16 protein-coding genes are annotated in these 16,782 nt (G+C 58.5%); 5 read left to right on the forward strand and 11 right to left on the reverse strand.

What is annotated here, in order from left to right; genetic code table 11:
- Nucleotides 1-43: 43 nt before the first annotated feature.
- From R3E77_14960 to R3E77_14970, 3 genes are read left to right on the forward strand one after another with little or no spacing between them, the layout of a single operon-like run.
- Nucleotides 44-772 (forward strand): response regulator transcription factor, encoded by a 729-nt coding sequence (locus tag R3E77_14960; GenBank protein MEZ5500711.1) that lies wholly within the window; start codon nucleotides 44-46, stop codon nucleotides 770-772.
- Nucleotides 769-2,130, forward strand: coding sequence for a HAMP domain-containing sensor histidine kinase (locus R3E77_14965; protein ID MEZ5500712.1), 1,362 nt, complete (start codon nucleotides 769-771; stop codon nucleotides 2,128-2,130). Before R3E77_14960 ends, R3E77_14965 begins: the two co-directional genes overlap by 4 nt.
- 27 nt (nucleotides 2,131-2,157) lie before the next feature.
- Nucleotides 2,158-2,622 carry a cupin domain-containing protein gene (locus R3E77_14970; protein MEZ5500713.1) on the forward strand — a complete coding sequence of 155 codons (465 nt, stop codon included), beginning with the start codon at nucleotides 2,158-2,160 and terminating at the stop codon, nucleotides 2,620-2,622.
- Between the two features lie 28 nt (nucleotides 2,623-2,650).
- Here the strand turns inward: R3E77_14970 and R3E77_14975 are convergent, their stop codons facing one another.
- Entirely contained in the window at nucleotides 2,651-3,013 is a 363-nt protein-coding gene (locus R3E77_14975) for a DUF1428 domain-containing protein (GenBank protein MEZ5500714.1), read from the reverse strand.
- Nucleotides 3,014-3,152: 139 nt separating this feature from the next.
- On the opposite strand from R3E77_14975, the gene R3E77_14980 reads away from it, so the two are divergent.
- On the forward strand, nucleotides 3,153-3,764 hold the full coding sequence (locus tag R3E77_14980) for a hypothetical protein (GenBank protein MEZ5500715.1): 612 nt from the start codon (nucleotides 3,153-3,155) through the stop codon (nucleotides 3,762-3,764).
- On the opposite strand, the gene R3E77_14985 is transcribed toward R3E77_14980, so the two are convergent.
- From R3E77_14985 to R3E77_15000, 4 genes are all read right to left on the reverse strand, one after another.
- Nucleotides 3,692-5,398 carry an aminotransferase class III-fold pyridoxal phosphate-dependent enzyme gene (locus tag R3E77_14985; protein ID MEZ5500716.1) on the reverse strand — a complete coding sequence of 569 codons (1,707 nt, stop codon included), beginning with the start codon at nucleotides 5,396-5,398 and terminating at the stop codon, nucleotides 3,692-3,694. The genes R3E77_14980 and R3E77_14985 overlap by 73 nt on opposite strands.
- A 21-nt stretch (nucleotides 5,399-5,419) precedes the next feature.
- The gene (locus R3E77_14990; GenBank protein ID MEZ5500717.1) at nucleotides 5,420-6,208 is read right to left on the reverse strand and encodes a hypothetical protein; all 789 of its coding nucleotides are present in this window, start codon (nucleotides 6,206-6,208) and stop codon (nucleotides 5,420-5,422) included.
- 121 nt (nucleotides 6,209-6,329) lie between these two features.
- Entirely contained in the window at nucleotides 6,330-7,385 is a 1,056-nt protein-coding gene (locus R3E77_14995) for a glycosyltransferase family 1 protein (GenBank protein MEZ5500718.1), read from the reverse strand.
- Nucleotides 7,382-8,182 carry a UDP-2,3-diacylglucosamine diphosphatase gene (locus R3E77_15000; protein ID MEZ5500719.1) on the reverse strand — a complete coding sequence of 267 codons (801 nt, stop codon included), beginning with the start codon at nucleotides 8,180-8,182 and terminating at the stop codon, nucleotides 7,382-7,384. Before R3E77_15000 ends, R3E77_14995 begins: the two co-directional genes overlap by 4 nt.
- Before the next feature lie 106 nt (nucleotides 8,183-8,288).
- Here R3E77_15000 and R3E77_15005 point away from each other — a divergent pair, with 106 nt between their 5' ends.
- Nucleotides 8,289-8,675, forward strand: coding sequence for a hypothetical protein (locus R3E77_15005; protein ID MEZ5500720.1), 387 nt, complete (start codon nucleotides 8,289-8,291; stop codon nucleotides 8,673-8,675).
- 401 nt (nucleotides 8,676-9,076) lie between these two features.
- On the opposite strand, the gene R3E77_15010 is transcribed toward R3E77_15005, so the two are convergent.
- From R3E77_15010 to R3E77_15035, 6 genes are all read right to left on the reverse strand, one after another.
- Nucleotides 9,077-9,574 carry an arsenate reductase ArsC gene (locus R3E77_15010; protein ID MEZ5500721.1) on the reverse strand — a complete coding sequence of 166 codons (498 nt, stop codon included), beginning with the start codon at nucleotides 9,572-9,574 and terminating at the stop codon, nucleotides 9,077-9,079.
- Between the two features lie 5 nt (nucleotides 9,575-9,579).
- Complete coding sequence (locus R3E77_15015; protein ID MEZ5500722.1) at nucleotides 9,580-9,903, reverse strand: helix-turn-helix domain-containing protein; 324 nt, start codon at nucleotides 9,901-9,903, stop codon at nucleotides 9,580-9,582.
- A 107-nt stretch (nucleotides 9,904-10,010) separates the two neighbouring features.
- Complete coding sequence (locus R3E77_15020; GenBank protein ID MEZ5500723.1) at nucleotides 10,011-10,520, reverse strand: hypothetical protein; 510 nt, start codon at nucleotides 10,518-10,520, stop codon at nucleotides 10,011-10,013.
- Between the two features lie 60 nt (nucleotides 10,521-10,580).
- The gene (locus R3E77_15025) at nucleotides 10,581-10,862 is read right to left on the reverse strand and encodes a hypothetical protein (protein MEZ5500724.1); all 282 of its coding nucleotides are present in this window, start codon (nucleotides 10,860-10,862) and stop codon (nucleotides 10,581-10,583) included.
- Nucleotides 10,863-12,255: 1,393 nt separating this feature from the next.
- Entirely contained in the window at nucleotides 12,256-14,235 is a 1,980-nt protein-coding gene (locus R3E77_15030) for a hypothetical protein (protein ID MEZ5500725.1), read from the reverse strand.
- Nucleotides 14,236-14,284: 49 nt separating this feature from the next.
- Entirely contained in the window at nucleotides 14,285-16,732 is a 2,448-nt protein-coding gene (locus tag R3E77_15035) for a tetratricopeptide repeat protein (GenBank protein ID MEZ5500726.1), read from the reverse strand.
- Nucleotides 16,733-16,782: the final 50 nt, after the last annotated feature.

Below are 16,782 nucleotides of genomic sequence, written 5' to 3' on the forward strand. Positions count from 1 at the left end.
CAGGCAATTGCCACCTGATGGATATTCCGCACGACAATCGACCGTGAATACCAGCGACGCATCGCCGCAACACCGCCCAAGGCTGCTTCTGGTCGACGACGACCGGCATCTTGCGGCCCTCCTCGAGGAGTTCCTGTCGCTGCAGGGCTTTCAGGTGCGGATGGTGCACGACGGCGAGGCGGCGCTCGAAGCGATCGCCGCCGATCCGCCGGATCTCGTCGTTCTCGATGTCATGCTGCCCGGCATCAGCGGTTTCGACGTACTCGCGACGCTTCGCCGCGAACACGACTTGCCGGTGATGATGCTGACAGCCCGCGGTGATGAATCCGATCGTATCGCCGGACTCACCCGTGGCGCCGACGATTACCTGCCGAAGCCCTTCAACCCGTTGGAACTCGCGGCGCGTATTCGCGCTGTACTGAAGCGAACTCGCGTATCGGCGCGCGCCGTTGATCCACAGGCAAACCTCAGCGTCGGTGCGATCGCACTCGATCGCAAACGTCGCGACGTGGTCGTCGACGGCACGCCTGTCGCGCTGACCGCGAGCGAGCTGCGCGTGCTCGAGCAGCTGATGTTGCGCCCGGGTGAGGTATTGTCGCGCGCAAGACTGACCGAGCTTGCGCTCAATCGCCCGCTCGGCGCCTACGATCGCAGCATCGATACGCTGATCAGCAATCTGCGACGCAAGCTCACCATCAGCGGCAAGGCTACGCCGACGATCCGCAGCCTGCGCGGTCACGGCTATGTCCTCGACGATGGAGTGCGCGGTTGATCCTCGATCGCCTCGGCTCGCGGCTCTATTGGCGTATTGCGCTCTATATTGGCGCCGCCATCGCAGCCTTCGTGCCGCTTGGTATCGCCAGCGTCGCGCTGGTCGCATCGCACGAGTTCCAGGACTACAGCGCCACGCGACACAGCACACTCGGGCGCGAGGCCGCACAGGCGCTGGCCCGCGGCGGTCGTGGCGCGCTCGTGCAATGGCTTGCGCGCGATGCACGCATACCCCAGGACGTGTCCGTATACATCCTGGATGAGTCATCGCAGGACATATTGGGACGGTCATTGCCCAAGGGCTATGGCGATTTCATTCGCAAATATGTCGTCGGCGAACCTACCGCGCCGGCGGACAGTTACCAGCCAATCCGCCTCGCGCCGCAGCTCCTCGGCTCGAATGGCGATCGATACGCATTCCTTGTCATGCCGCGCAACGCGGGCTGGTGGGGAAGCCCGGCGACGATCGCGGGCATTGTCTTTGCCGCGCTACTGGTCATTGCGAGCGTGGCGTGGCTGATTGCCCGCGCCATCAACCGGCCGATCGGCGAGTTGCAGATTGCAGTGCGTAGCCTGGCATCCGGACACGTGCAGGCGCGGGCGCCGGCCGCGATCGTCGCGCGACGCGATGAAGTCGGCGCGCTGGCAGCGGATTTCAATTCGATGGCGAACCAGATAGAGGCGTTGTTGCGTGGCCGGGAAGAATTGATGCGCGAGCTATCGCATGAACTGCGATCGCCGCTCGCCCGCATGCAAGCCGCCGTGGCGCTCATCGATCAGCGTCAAGCACTGCGCCCGACCGACCGTGAATCGATCGAACGTGACGTGGCACGCATGAATCAGGTCATCGGTGACCTGCTGCGTTACTCGCGACTCGACTCCGCGGCACAGGTTCAGCGGCGCCTGTTGCGTGTGAACGTGCTGCTCGCCGAAATCGTCCAGGAGGAGGAGGTCGAGGCATCGAGCCACGGCTGCCGGCTGCGCACGGCCATCGATGACGATCTTGCCGTCGTCGGGGACCCGGAGCTGCTGCGCAGTGGCCTCGAGAACATCATACGCAACGCCATCAAGTACTCACCGCGCGGCGCGGACGTTGAGATTCGCGCATCGCGGCTGGATGACGACATTCATATCGAAGTGCTCGATCGCGGACCCGGCGTGCCATCGGGGATGCTCGAGTCCATTTTCGAACCCTATTTTCGCGGCCCACCGGCTGCTACGGATCGCAGCGGCACGGGCCTCGGGCTGGCCATTGCGCGGCGCGTTTTCACCGCCCATGGTGGCACCATCGTGGCGCGCTGCCGTACCGACGGCGGCCTGGCCATCAAGGTGACCTTGCCGGCCGCGAAAATCAGTTGATACCTGGCCAAATCCCTGGAGTGAGTCATGGCGAAAATCGATCAGGAGAAAATCACCCCCAATCGTGGCACGCGCTACCCGCCGCCCCACGACGTGCCCTGCCGCGGACGCATCTGGTGGGCGCTCGGAACCGCGGCCGGGCTCACCCAGTTTGGCGTGCACCGTCTGGTTCTGCCGCCTGGCACCTGGTCGAGCCAGCGTCATTGGCACTCGCACGAGGATGAATTCGTCTACGTGCTGTCCGGCGACGTCATCCTTGTCACGGACGCGGGGGAAGAGCCGCTGCGCGCCGGCGACGCGGTGGGCTTCAAGGCCGGCACCGGCGACGGGCATCATCTGCAAAACCGGAGCGACAGCGATGCCGAGCTGCTGATCGTCGGTTCACGGGATGAGCGCGATCATGGCGAGTACTCGGACATCGACATGGTTTTCGATGTCGGACGCTACAGCGGCAAGCCCTACTACAAACACAAGGACGGCACTCCTTATTAAAGGAGTGCGCTCCCCGGCGACCGCCGGGCTATAGATCGATCACCGACTTGAAACCACCGAAGATCAGGCGCTTGCCGTCGAAGGGCATCGCCTTGGGGTTCATCATCTTTGCAAGGCGCCGGTCCTTCATGACTTTGGCGTTGACCTGGTCGCGATGCCGGCGTGACTTGTAGACAATGTAGGAAAACCAGACCACCTCGCTCGGCTTCAACTTGACCGCGCGAGTGAACGAGGTGTACTTGCCCTTCGGCACGTCGTCGGCCATGCACTCGCGGTACTCGAGCGCGCCGTGGTCGCGCCAGACTTTGCCGGCGAGCCTTGCGATACGCCGGTAGTCGGCGATCTTCTTGCGAGGAACCGGTACCAGAAATCCATCGACGTAGACGCTCATGCGGGTCTCCCGAAATTTGATTTGGCTTCTGATTGCGAATTGTATCGGACATCGCGATACCTAGGGATAAGTGGTCACGGAAATGACATGAAAACGCGATAAAACCTTCGCGTACCGGAAAATTGGATGAGGTCCCGGCGTGCGCGAATTCTTCGATGCCCTGCGTATACAGCGCTGGGATGACCACCGCTACTATCACCATAGCCGCGTCAATCAGTCACTGCATCTGGTGAGCGCTATAAGCTTTCTTACCGCATATGCCATTGTATTGGTCGATCCAGCCGCAGCAGCCCTGATCGGATGGTTGCTAGCCATGGTCAGCCGCCAGGCGGGGCACTTCTTTTTCGAGCCCAAGGGCTACGATGAAGTCAATCAGGCCAGCCATGAGCACAAAGAAGACATCAAGGTCGGGTATAACCTGAAGCGCAAAATGATATTGCTCGCTGTGTGGGCATTGTCGCCCGTCGTGCTTTGGTTCGACCCAACGTTTTTCGGCATGATGAGCGCTCATCGGGATCCGACGGGGTACATCCAGAACGTCGGAAAAGTCTGGTTGGGCATAGGTATTGCAGGCCTTCTCTTTCGAACAATGCAACTCTTCGTTGTCAGGGACATACGCACGGGGCTCGTCTGGCTGACGAAGATCCTCACTGACCCAATCCACGACGTCATGCTGTACTACAAAGCGCCGCTGTATCTGTTGCGCGGCGAGTGGATCGACCCCATGTGGGACGTGCGAAAACGCGCTTGAATCATTTCCCGCAGAAGCTGAAGACTGATCGTGCGGTCGTTTTGCCCGGCGGGTACATAGAACCAACCGTCGGCGGCCGCTAGTCTTGCCGCTGTTACAAAACGTTCCGAAACGTTTTCAAAATCCGCATCGCTGGCGCCGATGGGGAATATGAAGCGTCCAGTTCCCACCCAACTGAGATGCAATCCCTGCGCCCGCAGATAGAACTGCAGCATCCAGTTATATCGCGACGAACTAAGGTAATTTGTCGTAAAGATGGATGAAAGATTGGTCACCGCGACAGGCACGCTGGCCGCCGACAGTTGCTCATTGAGTGCCGCTGCACGTGCGCTCCACCGCGAGTCGAGAGATATGTATTCGGTCTGTATTTCCGGGTCGTCCAGCGTGCTTAGAAATGCATGCATTGCGCCGATCACATAAGGATGCGTATTGAAAGTTCCGCGAGCAAAGCAAATATCTGCCGGGCGGTCCGAACGAAAGCGGCGCATGAGGTCCATTTGGCCGCAGAGGACACCAACCGGAAGTCCACCACCCAACGTCTTGCCGTAAGTCACGAGATCAGCGCGAACACCGAAATATTCCTGGGCGCCGCCAACTGCGAGCCGGAACCCGACAAAGACCTCGTCGAAAATCAAAGGAATCCTCCGCTCCGTACAGATTTCCCGAAGTTGACCCAGCCATCGTGCATAGTCATCTCGAGAGATCCGCCGTGTGTGACGGGAGGCAACCAACGCGCTGTCGGCTGGTGCATTGGAGTTAGGATGCAATGCCTGCAATGGATTGATGAGCACACAAGCGATGTCGTCGCGCGCACGCACGACGCTCAGGCTGCGCTCGTCAATATCACGCAGAGTATAGGTATCGGTGGCAACGGTCGGATTTCCGACACCGGACTGCACATCTCCCCACCAACCGTGGTACGCGCCGCAGAAGCGAACCAGCTTGGAGCGTCCGGTGTGGTACCGTGCCAGACGAACTGCCTGCATGACTGCTTCCGTTCCCGACATGTGGAAGGACACTTCATCTAGATGAGATATTTGTTTCAATCGGCGTACGACGTCGACAACCAGCGGATGATAGGCGCCCAGTACTGGCCCAAGATCTTTCACAGCGCTGTTGCCCTTTTCGATACACGCTTTGTAGAAATCATAACCAAGAACATTGACGCCATAGGAACCGCTCAGGTCAAAGCTGCACTTGCCGTCGATATCCGTCAATTCCATTCCGTTGCTGGAAACAAAGAAGATCGGCACTTGCAGTTGCTGCCGGACGAGCGCGCTGAATTGAAACGGTACTTGGTAGCGCGAAGTAAACTGCATGTCGGAGAGGATAGTGCGTGCGCGCTCCGCAAGCGGCCGCGACAGCTGGTCGTGGGCGCGGAACCTGTCCGCGAGTTGCGCGAATCCTTCCCTACGCCTGGTCACGATCGGGGCTGGAGCGCCGTCGACGGCGAAGAAACTGTCTGCGTCATAGTCATAAAATGGAACAAGTCGCGCAAAGCGCCGCGCGATGCGAGCGTGTCCTGCCAATGAGGGGTGCTTGGCTCTGGACAGGGCAATTCGCCGCATGAACGCCCGTATGATGACCAGGCACCCCAGGAGCACTGACACAATTGCGATGATAGCCAGGTACATGTTTGGGCCGCCTTGCGGAAACTATTGCGAATTCATGACAAAACAATGAAAGCGGACCAAAATCGTCCAACGCCGACGAGTTTGCGGAGTGAGATCAATTTTCTCCTGACCAATCGCATCCCGCGCCGCCAGCTCACTCGACTTTTTCGCCACATCAGTCGAATTGAGTCGCGACGATTCACGCGGGCTGGCATTTGGCTTTGGCGACGGTTTTGCGATCTCGATCTCAGTGACTCTGCGGGTGGCGAGTTTCGAAGCTTGCACGCTGTTTTTACTCGCGCGCTGCGCAGTGGAGCCCGCCCGATCAATCCCGACTCCAATACGATAGTCAGCCCATGCGATGGCATCATCGGCGCCATGGGCCGGGTGAGCAGTGGATTGGCTTTGCAGACCAAGGGTCTCAGATATTCGCTGGCCGACCTGCTGCAGGATTCGCTGCTTGCGCAAGACCACGAGGGCCGAAACTACGTGACGCTCCGTCTTACGGCCGGAATGTATCACCGAATCCACGCGCCTTATGGCTGCCGCGTACGTGAGGTTATTTATTTGTGGGGCGACACGTGGAATGTAAATCCCGTCGCACTGCAGCGAATCGAGCGATTGTATTGCAGAAACGAACGTGCCGTGATTCGCTGCGAGCTCGATAAGAATGCCGGCGCGGTTACACTGGTACCGGTGGCTGCGATACTGGTGGCGAGCATACGCCTGCATTTCATTGACTACCGCTTGCACCTGCAATATCGGGGACCGAAACGAATCGGCTGCGATGTCCGGCTCAACAAGGGTGAAGAGATGGGTTGGTTCGAGCATGGCTCGACCATCATTGTGTTCGCTCCCGAAGACGCCGCCTTGTCAGCGACATTGCGAACCGGTGAGTGCATTCGCGTCGGTCAGCCACTGTTTACATTTGCTAAAAGCTAGCGGTTCCGTGTCATCCCTGCGAAGCGGAGTCGAGCGTGAGACACCGCGTGAGTGCAACAGCGGCCGACGCGCGTTTCGGGGCGAGTGCCGCCAGAAATTGTTTTGCCGCCCGCATCCAACTGAACTGCAGCGCATGCTTTCGGCAATGTTCGCGATCAATTTTTAGCGCGCCACGAATTGCGGTTTCGAGGTTCTCGTCCAGAACACCACTGTAACGGTGCGCTACAACGTCCTCGGGCGCGCCGCCGGGATAGGCCGCAACCGGCACTCCGCATGCCATCGCTTCGAGCATAACTAGACCAAAGGTATCGGTTCGACTTGGAAACACAAATACATCGGCGGCCGCCATTCGTTTGACCAGTTCGTCACCGAACTTGTAACCGGTAAAGATAGCATTCGAATAACGCCGCCTCAGGTCCGAAAGAGCGGGTCCGTCGCCTACGATCATCTTGGTTCCCTCGACCGACGCTTCAAGGAACGCTTCCAGGTTCTTCTCGACGGCCACACGGCCGGCATAGAGGAGCACTGGCGATTTGCCCATTGGCGGTCGCGTCGGACATGGTTGAAATCGATCAGTATCGACGCCGCGAGTCCACAAGCGAAGGTTGCGCAGACCGCGATCCTGCAGTTGTTGCCGAACTGTATTTGTCGCGACCAAAGTGCGCTCGGCAGGACGGTGAAACCATCGCATATAGGCGTAGCCCACAGACAGTGGAATCGGATACCTGCGGCTCACGTATTCGGGATATTGCGTGTGGTATGACGTCGTGAACGGAAAATTGTTCTCCAGGCACCATGCGCGTGCGCACAGACCAAGCGGTCCCTCCGTCGCTATGTGAACTGCCTCAGGGCGAAAATGCGCAAGGCGGCGGCGAACTTCCTTATCCGGCATAACCGCAAGTCGGATCTCTGGATAACTCGGACAGCCAAAGGTTCTGAAACCTTCGGTCCCCAATACTTCAACATCATGCCCTTCTGCTCTCAGTATCGTGGCCGTTGCAGTCAATGTCGTCACAACGCCGTTGGTCTGCGGATGCCAGGCGTCGGTAACGATCAGGATTCTCATGCGGCTCGCTCGACCGCTATATCTTGTATTCGTAGATCATCGCGCAGTTGCGGCCAATGCAGAACCGATAGCCGACCATTGCCGTCTTCGACAAGCGCGCTGCATGTTTCCACCCAGTCGCCGTCGTTGCAGTAACGAATGCCGTCGATATTGCGCATTTCCGCGCGATGAATATGGCCGCAGACAATTCCATCAAGGCTGCGGCGCCGGGCCGCGTGCGCGGCCGCATGCTCGAACCGCTCAATATGCTGCATGGCATTTGCGACACGATGTTTGAGATAACCGGCGAGCGACCAATACGGGAAGCCAAGCAGACGGCGCAGACCATTGAAGACACAATTGAGCCCTATGGTCGCCGTGTACATGAGGTTGCCAATCCATTCGAGCATTGGGCTACAACGAACCGCGGCGTCGAATTCATCTCCATGAACAACGAGTAGCCGTTCCCCGCGGGCGGTTACATGGATTGTTTCGCGCTCGACCAGAATGTTGCCGAACCAGCTACCCACATGCTCGCGCGCGACCTCATCATGATTGCCGGGGATATACACTACGCGGGTACCCCTCTTTGCGATGCCCAGGATACGTCGCAGGACATTGTTGTGCTCCTGCGGCCAATACGCACCAGTTCGCATGGCCCAGAAGTCGACAATGTCACCGACCAAGTACACAGTCTCAGCGTCAACACTGTAGAGGAATTCCAACAAAAGATCGGCGCGGCATGCCCGCGACCCTAAGTGGACGTCGGAAATGAATACAGCCCGAAATTTCAGGGGCCAGCGTTGTCCCTTTTGCACCGTCGAGACCTCTGCACATACCTGTTCTTGATTTGCATGTCCGACACAGAGGATGTCAAAAGCAGATTTCGCCTTTATGACTGAGGCACTTACAATCTAAAGTTCGATGGAACTCGCAGATAACGTCATGGTGCAGCTACGAACCGAGCCGCTATTTAATGAAATCGTCACAAGTTTGTCATTGGATTGCCACGTGACGATGAATGCGGCGCCGATTGCGTTACATGCTGGTGCCCGCGTCGTCGCGCGTCGCTGGCCAGAGGTAACGCCACAACAGGAATGCCGCGACTGCTCCAACAAGTTCGGCGACGACAAAACCTGGCGCATCGGCCGGCCGTATGCCGGCAAAGGTATCGGTCAACGTCCGCGCAACCGAGATGGCTGGGTTCGCAAACGATGTCGATGCCGTAAACCAGTAGGCCGCGCCGATCCACGACGCGACGATCCAAGGTGTGTCTTCGCTGCGGCGGTGACCAAGGACGACAAGGACTAGCCCGCATGTCGCCACCACTTCCGACAACCACACCCCAGACCCTGAACGAACATGCATTGAAGACTGCACGAGAGGCATTTCGAACATCGCGTGTGCCAGAACAGTTCCGGAGCAACAACCCGCCAACTGAACAGCTCCATAGGCGAGCGCCGCGGGGACTGTGAGTTGACCCCGAACAGCCTCGATGAGTGACACGGCCGGATTGAAGTGCGCGCCGCTGACAGGGCCCAACAGGGCAATCAGTGTTGCCAGTACCGCTACGGTAGCGCCAGTGTTCGCCATCAAAGCCATTGCGGCATTGCCCTGCGCGAGGCGCTCGGCCATGATGCCAGAACCTACAACAGTTGCGGCAAGCAGTAAGGCGCCCAGGCACTCCGCAGCAAGGCGACGTGACATCGATATCACGGTCCCGCCATACCGATTTCGCGCAGCGCTTTTGCCATTGTGCTGTTGTCACGCGTGGTCATTGGCAGAGAGATCAACAAATCGATACGTTTGCTCAGGAGCTGAAATGCTTCGTCAAAAGCACGCGACCGTGCAATCGGGTCGGAAATCGCCGCGGGATCTGGGACACCCCAATGAGCGGTCACGGGCCTGCCTGGCCAAATTGGACACAGCTCGCCCGCCGCGTTATCGCAAACGGTAATCACGAAGTCGAACCGCGGGGCATCGGGCCGAGCAAATTCATCCCAGGACTTGCTCCGCAGACCTGTAGTTGGTATGCCGCGTTCGCCAAGCAATTTGAGCGCGCCAGCACTGACACTACCGGCGGGGTGACTGCCGGCGCTGTATGCGCGAAATCGCCTCGGCGCCTTCTGATTGAGAATCGCTTCCGCCAGGATACTGCGTGCGGAGTTGCCAGTGCACAGGAACAATACGTTCATGCCGGAGTCCACCATGACGGCTAAGCGCGCAACCGCGCCGTCGCAGGTTCGCAGTCGAACGCACCGCCGCAGCAATTTCTCGTCAGATACTCGATCAATTCTTTCATCGCGGAAAAGTCCGCAGCGTAGAAAATCTGGCGGCTGACTCTTCGCCGATTTGCGAGGCCAGCCTGTTGCAGCGCCTTGGTATGGAAAGTAAGCGATGACGGCACAATTGCGAGCGCGTGCGCTATGTCCCCCGCCGTCATGCCCTCGGGACCTGCTTCGACAAGCAGACGAAACACGGCCAGACGGCTTTCATGTGCCAACGCGCCGAGTGCGACCACAGCAATGCCCGAATTCATTTTAGTACGATATTTCGTCAATTATCGAATTATTAACCACCGTGGCATAAAGATCAAACATACGGAATGCGAGGATTATCCGTCTCTGACGCTAAGAGTCGCCCTGTTTAGTTTGAAACATCGGCGTCGTCGCTATCTTCCGGCAAATCATCGAACGGCGCTTCCCAGACGTCGCGCTCAACTTCGCTCGCAACTGGGTCAGCTGCCGCTAGTTGCGTTTGGACCACAGTGGGCATCCCCGTTTTGGGTTGCGCCACGACGGCACGGCGCCGCCCGCGCTGTTTCGCGGCGCCGACACGAGCCGCGGTCTTGCGGCGATGCGCCTTGTGCTTTGTGACCGCCTTGCGGCCGGTGGGATTCGCCCTAATCGCAGGCTTCCTGATCTTGGGCTTGCCCGACCTTGCGGTCGGTGGCTTGCGCGGGTTCTTGGCATCAGGTTTGGCGCGCTTGGCGGCTGGTTTCCCGACCTTTGCCCCTCGCTTGGCTTTCCTAAGTGCCTTCTTGGCTGCCTTCAAGGCAGCTTTCGCTTCCTTCGCCACCTTTTTTGCGCTGCTGTTGCGGCGCCTGGCAACCGCGACCGCCTTTGCGAGCGCAGCGATATCCGGTTTCTTTTTCATGTTCCGCCCCGACTAGGATAGATCATTCGATCTTATCCAAGGCCGACCCTGGATTCCATTTCAGATTCGGCCCCGCAGAAGAATTCGTGGTGTAACCAGCCACCTGAGCACGGCACACGCGCCATTGCGCAGACAACCCGGCGCCACGTCGAGCCGACAAAACCCACCTTTGCGCAAGCTGATCGCGACACCCGATCGTCCGTACAGCAACCGTGACGCGAGCATACCAAGGTCGGGCTCGTGGCCGACCATCAGCACGGCGACTCTGGATTGATCAAAATCAAGCGAAATATGTCGCAACAATTGCGCCACCAGCCCGCCCGGAGCCAATTCCGATCGCATGATGGGTCGCGGTGCATTGTCAATTATCCGCGCAGCAATTTTCCGCTGTCTGACACGCGCGAGTGAGCGGACTTGTAAATATCGCGTCGAATTCGAGCCCCATTGCGTTCATTGCCTTGGCAATGCGCACCATGCGGTGGCGGCCGCCTTCGGTGAGCTCGCGGCCCGCATCATCGCGATCCGTTCGTCGCTTGACGGCACGCGCATGTCTTAGAACAAAGAGCTTGATCACCGCACACCGTCAAGGTATGAGCGCGACGAACTTGGTGAATCATCGTTGTCGTCAACGTCGTTCGTCAAGGGTCGCGAATGCCAGAACTTGCTTGCGCTGCCAGCGAACTGCGACCCGGCGAAGGCTAGAAAGGGCCCTTGCAGGAGTTCCTGTGTCACGCTTGAAGCACTCGATCATCTCTTGCCACATCCTGGCATCCGCGAGATCACCGAGCGAGGATTGCACATTCTTGAGTCTTTCCAGCGCTCGCCGCGATCGCACCCTCATCTGCATACTGGTCGATTCGTGCGCAGCGATTTCCGCCATGTATCGCAGCGGTTTGCATGCGACTCGTATGCGATGCAAAAGTGCGACGTCAGGATCAGGTGGTAACGCCTTGATCCGCCGCCGAAGCTTATCCTCGAGTTCATCGATGCGCCCACAAGTGGATGCCATGTCTACGACCGCTGTTTCGTCACCTAGCCTCTTCAGTCTGCGTATAAGTGGACCTGGTTTCGCTCGTACTAGACGCTTGCGAAATCTTTCACGATGCCCGACAAGCCGGCGCCGCATCCAGCGCTGCATTTCCTGCGATGCCGCGTCGTCGTTCGCAAATGACCTGCCCAGCTGCAGACAGACCTGCAGATCACGTAGCTGGCCGGATGCGCGAAAAGCGCGCCGCACTTTGCGCCCCAGGCGAGCACGGGCCTCATTTGGAGACAAGCCATGAAGAAACATCAGTGCAGCGCTCAAGCGACGCGTGGCTATTCGAAATTGGTGGACCGACGAGCGCGATGCAGCGCTGTTGAGCGCCTTCTTGCGCGCATGGCGCCATTCCGTGAGGTAAGTCTTTTGGATATTCTTCCGTCGCGCCGACATTAAATGAATTCATACAAAATGCAGCGCGTCCCGGCAACCACTGTGCCGGTTGCGTCGATCCGGCGCCATTCAAAGGTAAGGCGGTGTTCAGTCCGTACCGGCCAAAGTCAAGTCGCTGACCGAACACAACCCGATGCAGCTGGGAAAAAGTCGGCCGTCATGCTAATGGTGCAAGCAGGCCGAAGGCAATCTCAAAGGGCCATAATGTCGCAACAATTTGCGTCACCGACCACGTCCTGCTGCGGCGGCTTTTCGTTTGGTCACCCTTTCAGCGAACAGTCGCCCGGCTACTTTGGCGGAGCGCTATTTACGAGGAATTCTACGTCGTCTGGGATTGACCATGTGCTTGGTTGCCAACAGCCCGGCCAGCAACCAGAGCAATTGCGGGTTAATGCTGCCACCACCGCCACTACTCGTGCGCGGATCGGTCGGATTAACCGTAGTGCTTGCGGTCGCACTACCACCGCGACCTTGGCAGGACAACGTAAATGTCGTTGTGGCATTCACCGGGCTACTCATCTCGCTTCCGCCGGTCGCCTGTCGTGATCCGCTCCAGCCGCCACTTGCCGAACAATTGTCCGCGTCCGTAACGGACCAGTTGAGCGTTACCGTTCCGCCTCGGGTGACCGACGCTGCACTCGCTGTCAGGTTGATAGTTGGCGGCGGTGGCGCCGCTTGAACATGCAGCCGGTAGCTTCCAAACCCGCCCGCGGGATCAACCTTCGCAATAAAGGTCAGCAAATAGTTGCCTGGCGTCGCATCGAAACTGAACTGACCGCCGCCAAATATGGAGCCGTCCCGGTTGGAACCGCGAGTGACGACTGCAGCCAGCTCGGAAAATCCGACGGGAAAGCCAAGGTCAGTGACAGCCACGTCGTAACGGCCCGCAGTGGCTATCGAAAGTACGCGTGTTTGCGACAGCGCACCGACAGCCTTGGTATTTTCGAAAACGACCGGCGCGCCCGATGAATGCGTAAGTTGAACGCCGAACAATCCTGAGGCTGTAGCGGATGGTCGGTCCGCTAGTACCAAAATGAAGGCCGGCCCGGCCTCCAGATCGACAGCGATGGTGGTTGCATTCGAGCCGCTTGCCAACACCTGTCCATTCTGAGCGACTGCCCAGTTGATCGCACTGAGCGACTGCGGAAAGGCAAAATCAACGATCTGCAAGTCGTAGCGGCCTGCACTGGCAACGCTGGCAGCAAATGTAAACGCGCGAGCGTCCGCAGCGGATACCGCTGGTGCGACGTCTACAACCGAAAACTCCTCTGAGCCCGCTCCGTCAGTGAGCGCCAGGCCATAGGCGCCGACGCTCTGGGAGTTGGCTGCCGCGGCGTAGGCAAGCAGTGTATGCACGCCGGCTGTCGCCTGGAATGTCTGCGGCTGTGCGCTGGTTGCGGTCGCGACTGCCACGCCATCGCGAACGACCAACAGCCCAACCCCAGCAAGTGGCGACGGAAAAGTGAAATCAGTTGCGATTGCACGATGTGTGCCACCAGCCAGGTCAATCTCGCCGACGTATCGGGCAAGACCAACCGGCTCGATCTTCGCGAACAGCGCCGCGTCGGTCGACGGATCGCGAACACGGACCGAGTAGGCACCTGCTACGACAGCCGCGGCTGCGTCCGCGATCACAAAAATTCGGTAGCGACCGGATTGCGCGGCAAAGCTGGCCGTGCCAGCGCCCGACATTTGCAAGGCGATTGAGGAGCTTCCCTCACGCGTAATCGCCAAGGACATGGACGCAAGCGGTGAAGGAAACGCGAAGTCACCCAGTGTCACCTCAAACGTGCCCGCTGTCGCAATATCAAATGCGGCGTCGATGACACTACGCGTGGAAACAGTTCCAGGAGTCTTGGCGCGCAACGCGACGACTTGCTGCAACACCGGGTTGCCGCCAGCGACCGGTTCCAGCAACAGGCCAACGCTGCCGCTGTCCATCTGCGCTGCCAGCTGACCCACCACTCGCACAACAAACTGGCCTGCAGTAGCCGCGTCAAAAGTCGTATTGCCTGCGCTTGTGAGGGTTGCCAGCTTACTTTCGTTCTGTGTGACTGCAACCGCCAAAGAGGTCAGCGGCGCGGGCTGCCCAATATCGGTGACGGTCAGCCTGTACGCGCCCGCCGTTGCGATTGTCACCGGCTGTTCCACCGGTTCGACCGCATTGCCCAACGTTCGAACTTCGTCGAACAAGCTTGATTGCGCGAACGACGGCGGGCTCAGACCCACAACAAGAATCGCCAGTGCCAGTAAAGCGTAGCGAAATCGACAAATTCCATTCATTTCAAGATCCTTGACGCGCGAATCGGCGCGTATCTGGCCGACTTAAACGTCAGCTTCCTCGTCCCTTTAGTTCGTCTAGCAATCGACGTGCATCCGCGACACCCGCAAAACGCGGCGTACCTTTGAGCACCTTTTCCAGATTCTCGCGAGCATGATTTCCCTGCCCGGACTGCAGCTGCGCAACTGCTAGGTGATACCGCACAACTGAGGAATCGGGTGCATTCTCTGCGGCGCGCTCCAGGAGTGGCAGAGCGGCAACGGCATCACCCATTTTCAGCAAGATCCAAGCGTAGGTATCGAGGTACCGAGGTTCACTGGCATCCGCAAATCGCGCGGCGATTTCATTGGCTCGTGTCAGACTGTCGCGATTCGATCCTCGGTAGTTCACAAGCAGCATGGCCAAGTTATTGGCAATTACATTCGACTGTGGCCTACGCTTGAATGCTTCCTCGTACAGACCGATCGCTAGGTCTGCATGACCGGAGCGCTCATGCAATGCCGACAGCTCTCCAAGCAACATTTCTTGGTCCGGCACGGCCTTGAGGCCAGCCTCATACGCACGCACCGCATCAGTCAATCGGCCAGCGGACAGTTCCACCAAGGCCAGGTTGCGATACGGCAGCCACCAGTTCGATTTGGTCGCAATCGTTTTTTCGATTTCGGTGCGTGCTTGCGGCAGGTCTTTCGCCGCCAGAAACAATTCTCCTAGCAGGTTGCGCGATACAACGTCGCCCGGCGTGGCGTCGACGATCTTACGCACCCGCTCAATGGCACGCTTGGTCTCTCCAAGCGCGATCTCGCTGCGAGCCAGTGCCGCCAATGCATCCGCGGCCTGCGGGTTGCGTGCCAGTGCCTCGGAGAATTCATCGACGCTCTCGTCGTAACGGCCCTGCGCTTGCGCAATCAAGCCGGCGAAATACCATCCCGATGCCTCCTGTGGGGCCATTGTCTTGAGCTTCTCTGACGACGATCGCGCAGCAACATAGTTCTTGCTATTGACATACCCCAGCGTCAAAGCATGTTGGACAGCAATATTGTTCGGAAACCGTTCACCGACACGCTCCAAGATCGTTATCGCCTGCGGAAGACGTGCCGTGCTACCAAGCAATTGAGCAAGTTCGATGGCAACATCCGGGTTGTCGGGCTGAGCGTCCAACGCCGCACGCAGATTGTCTTCGGCCAATTTGATCTCACCACTTCGAACGTGCGCTCGAGCGAGCGAACGCAACACGCCGACTGCGCCGGGTTGGTCGCGCAATACCGCTCGAAGGTCCGCCACGGCGGTCGCTGTGTCGTTTGCATCCAATGCGAGATTGCCGCGCATCAAGAGCGCGTCATTATCGCGAGGGTTCTCTTCAAGCACCTCTGCGATCAGCTTTTTCGCGACCGTGAGGTGATCGCGTTGAATCTCGAGCGCTGCCAATCGATTGCGAGCGGCATTCGCTGCTTTGCCAGTTCTTGCATCAGCAACCACCGCGCGATAGGCCTCAACTGCGGCGTCAGCCATCCCGAGACGTTGCAAGAACGCCCCTTTCCCGAGTCGCAGCTCGAAATTTCCTGGTTCCGCGGCGACAAATTGGTCAAGACGCTCAAGTGCTCGGTCCCGACCAAAGTTGTCCGCGATGAAGTTGATAAGAGTGATTTTTGGATCGGGTAAATCCGCGAACTGCGTAACCGCCTCCTCGAGAACTCTCTGAGCATCGTCCTTGCGGTTCGCGTGTGATTCTAGCAATGCTAGTTGATAGCGATGCTGCAGAACTCGCGGCTGCAATGCTATCAGCCGCCTGACCTGTTCACTTGATTCGTCGATTTTGTCGGAGTCAAAGTACAAGCTTGCGAGGATTTGTCGCAAATCAATGGTCTTCGGATTGCGCTCCACTGCGCGCGAGACCAGTTTGACGGCCTCATCAAGCTTGTTGCTTTGGCGATATATCGACGCAAGTAGAGCTATAGCATTTTCGTCGTCCGGTGCCTGCGCAAGTGCCGATTGCGCATCGTCGAGAGCAGCGTCGGTATTTCCCATTTGTAGTCGCGCGGCGCCTCGTACTGTGAGCAAGTCGGCGTCTTTCGTAAATCGCTCGATCGCTGGTGTGATGTACTCCATTGCGCGCTGCGGAGCTCCGGCGAATACGAACATGCGTGCTAGATTCGCTATGGCCGCGGTGTGATTCGGATCGATATCGATCGCCGCCTGATACATGCCTGCGGCATCCTGTAGATTCCCGAGAGCCTCAGCGGTACGACCCGCCCAAAATCGCGCTTCGGCATCGTTTGGGTCAATCTGCAGTGCGTTGCGAAATTCTACGTTCGCTTTGTCGTAATTCTGACTCCGGTAGTACTCCTGACCGCGCGCGAAATGGCTCGCTTTGCGCGCGTCTGCTCCGCCACACGCGGTAAGTGAAGCGACCAGCACAGCAACCAGGAGTGCAAACCGCATGTTGTGCGGGATAGCGAATAAAGCGTTCATTGAGTCTTCCTGACGAAATCTGTTTGTCATCCTGACTCTAGGCAGGTGACTTTACGAATGTATGACAGCTGTATGTAACG

The sequence above is a fragment of the Steroidobacteraceae bacterium genome (assembly GCA_041395505.1).
In the GTDB taxonomy this organism is placed as follows: Bacteria; Pseudomonadota; Gammaproteobacteria; order Steroidobacterales; family Steroidobacteraceae; genus JAWLAG01.

What these genes read in the sequence shown, in the direction of transcription:
- R3E77_14970 (MEZ5500713.1), top strand. Translation starts at nt 2,158, where the DNA reads ATGGCGAAAATCGATCAGGAGAAAATCACCCCCAATCGTGGCACGCGC.
- R3E77_14975 (MEZ5500714.1), bottom strand. Translation starts at nt 3,013, where the DNA reads ATGAGCGTCTACGTCGATGGATTTCTGGTACCGGTTCCTCGCAAGAAG.
- R3E77_14985 (MEZ5500716.1), bottom strand. Translation starts at nt 5,398, where the DNA reads ATGTACCTGGCTATCATCGCAATTGTGTCAGTGCTCCTGGGGTGCCTG.
- R3E77_14990 (MEZ5500717.1), bottom strand. Translation starts at nt 6,208, where the DNA reads ATGCTCGAACCAACCCATCTCTTCACCCTTGTTGAGCCGGACATCGCA.
- R3E77_14995 (MEZ5500718.1), bottom strand. Translation starts at nt 7,385, where the DNA reads ATGAGAATCCTGATCGTTACCGACGCCTGGCATCCGCAGACCAACGGC.
- R3E77_15005 (MEZ5500720.1), top strand. Translation starts at nt 8,289, where the DNA reads ATGGAACTCGCAGATAACGTCATGGTGCAGCTACGAACCGAGCCGCTA.
- R3E77_15010 (MEZ5500721.1), bottom strand. Translation starts at nt 9,574, where the DNA reads ATGGTGGACTCCGGCATGAACGTATTGTTCCTGTGCACTGGCAACTCC.
- R3E77_15015 (MEZ5500722.1), bottom strand. Translation starts at nt 9,903, where the DNA reads ATGAATTCGGGCATTGCTGTGGTCGCACTCGGCGCGTTGGCACATGAA.
- R3E77_15020 (MEZ5500723.1), bottom strand. Translation starts at nt 10,520, where the DNA reads ATGAAAAAGAAACCGGATATCGCTGCGCTCGCAAAGGCGGTCGCGGTT.
- R3E77_15025 (MEZ5500724.1), bottom strand. Translation starts at nt 10,862, where the DNA reads ATGCGATCGGAATTGGCTCCGGGCGGGCTGGTGGCGCAATTGTTGCGA.
- R3E77_15030 (MEZ5500725.1), bottom strand. Translation starts at nt 14,235, where the DNA reads ATGAATGGAATTTGTCGATTTCGCTACGCTTTACTGGCACTGGCGATT.
- R3E77_15035 (MEZ5500726.1), bottom strand. Translation starts at nt 16,732, where the DNA reads ATGACAAACAGATTTCGTCAGGAAGACTCAATGAACGCTTTATTCGCT.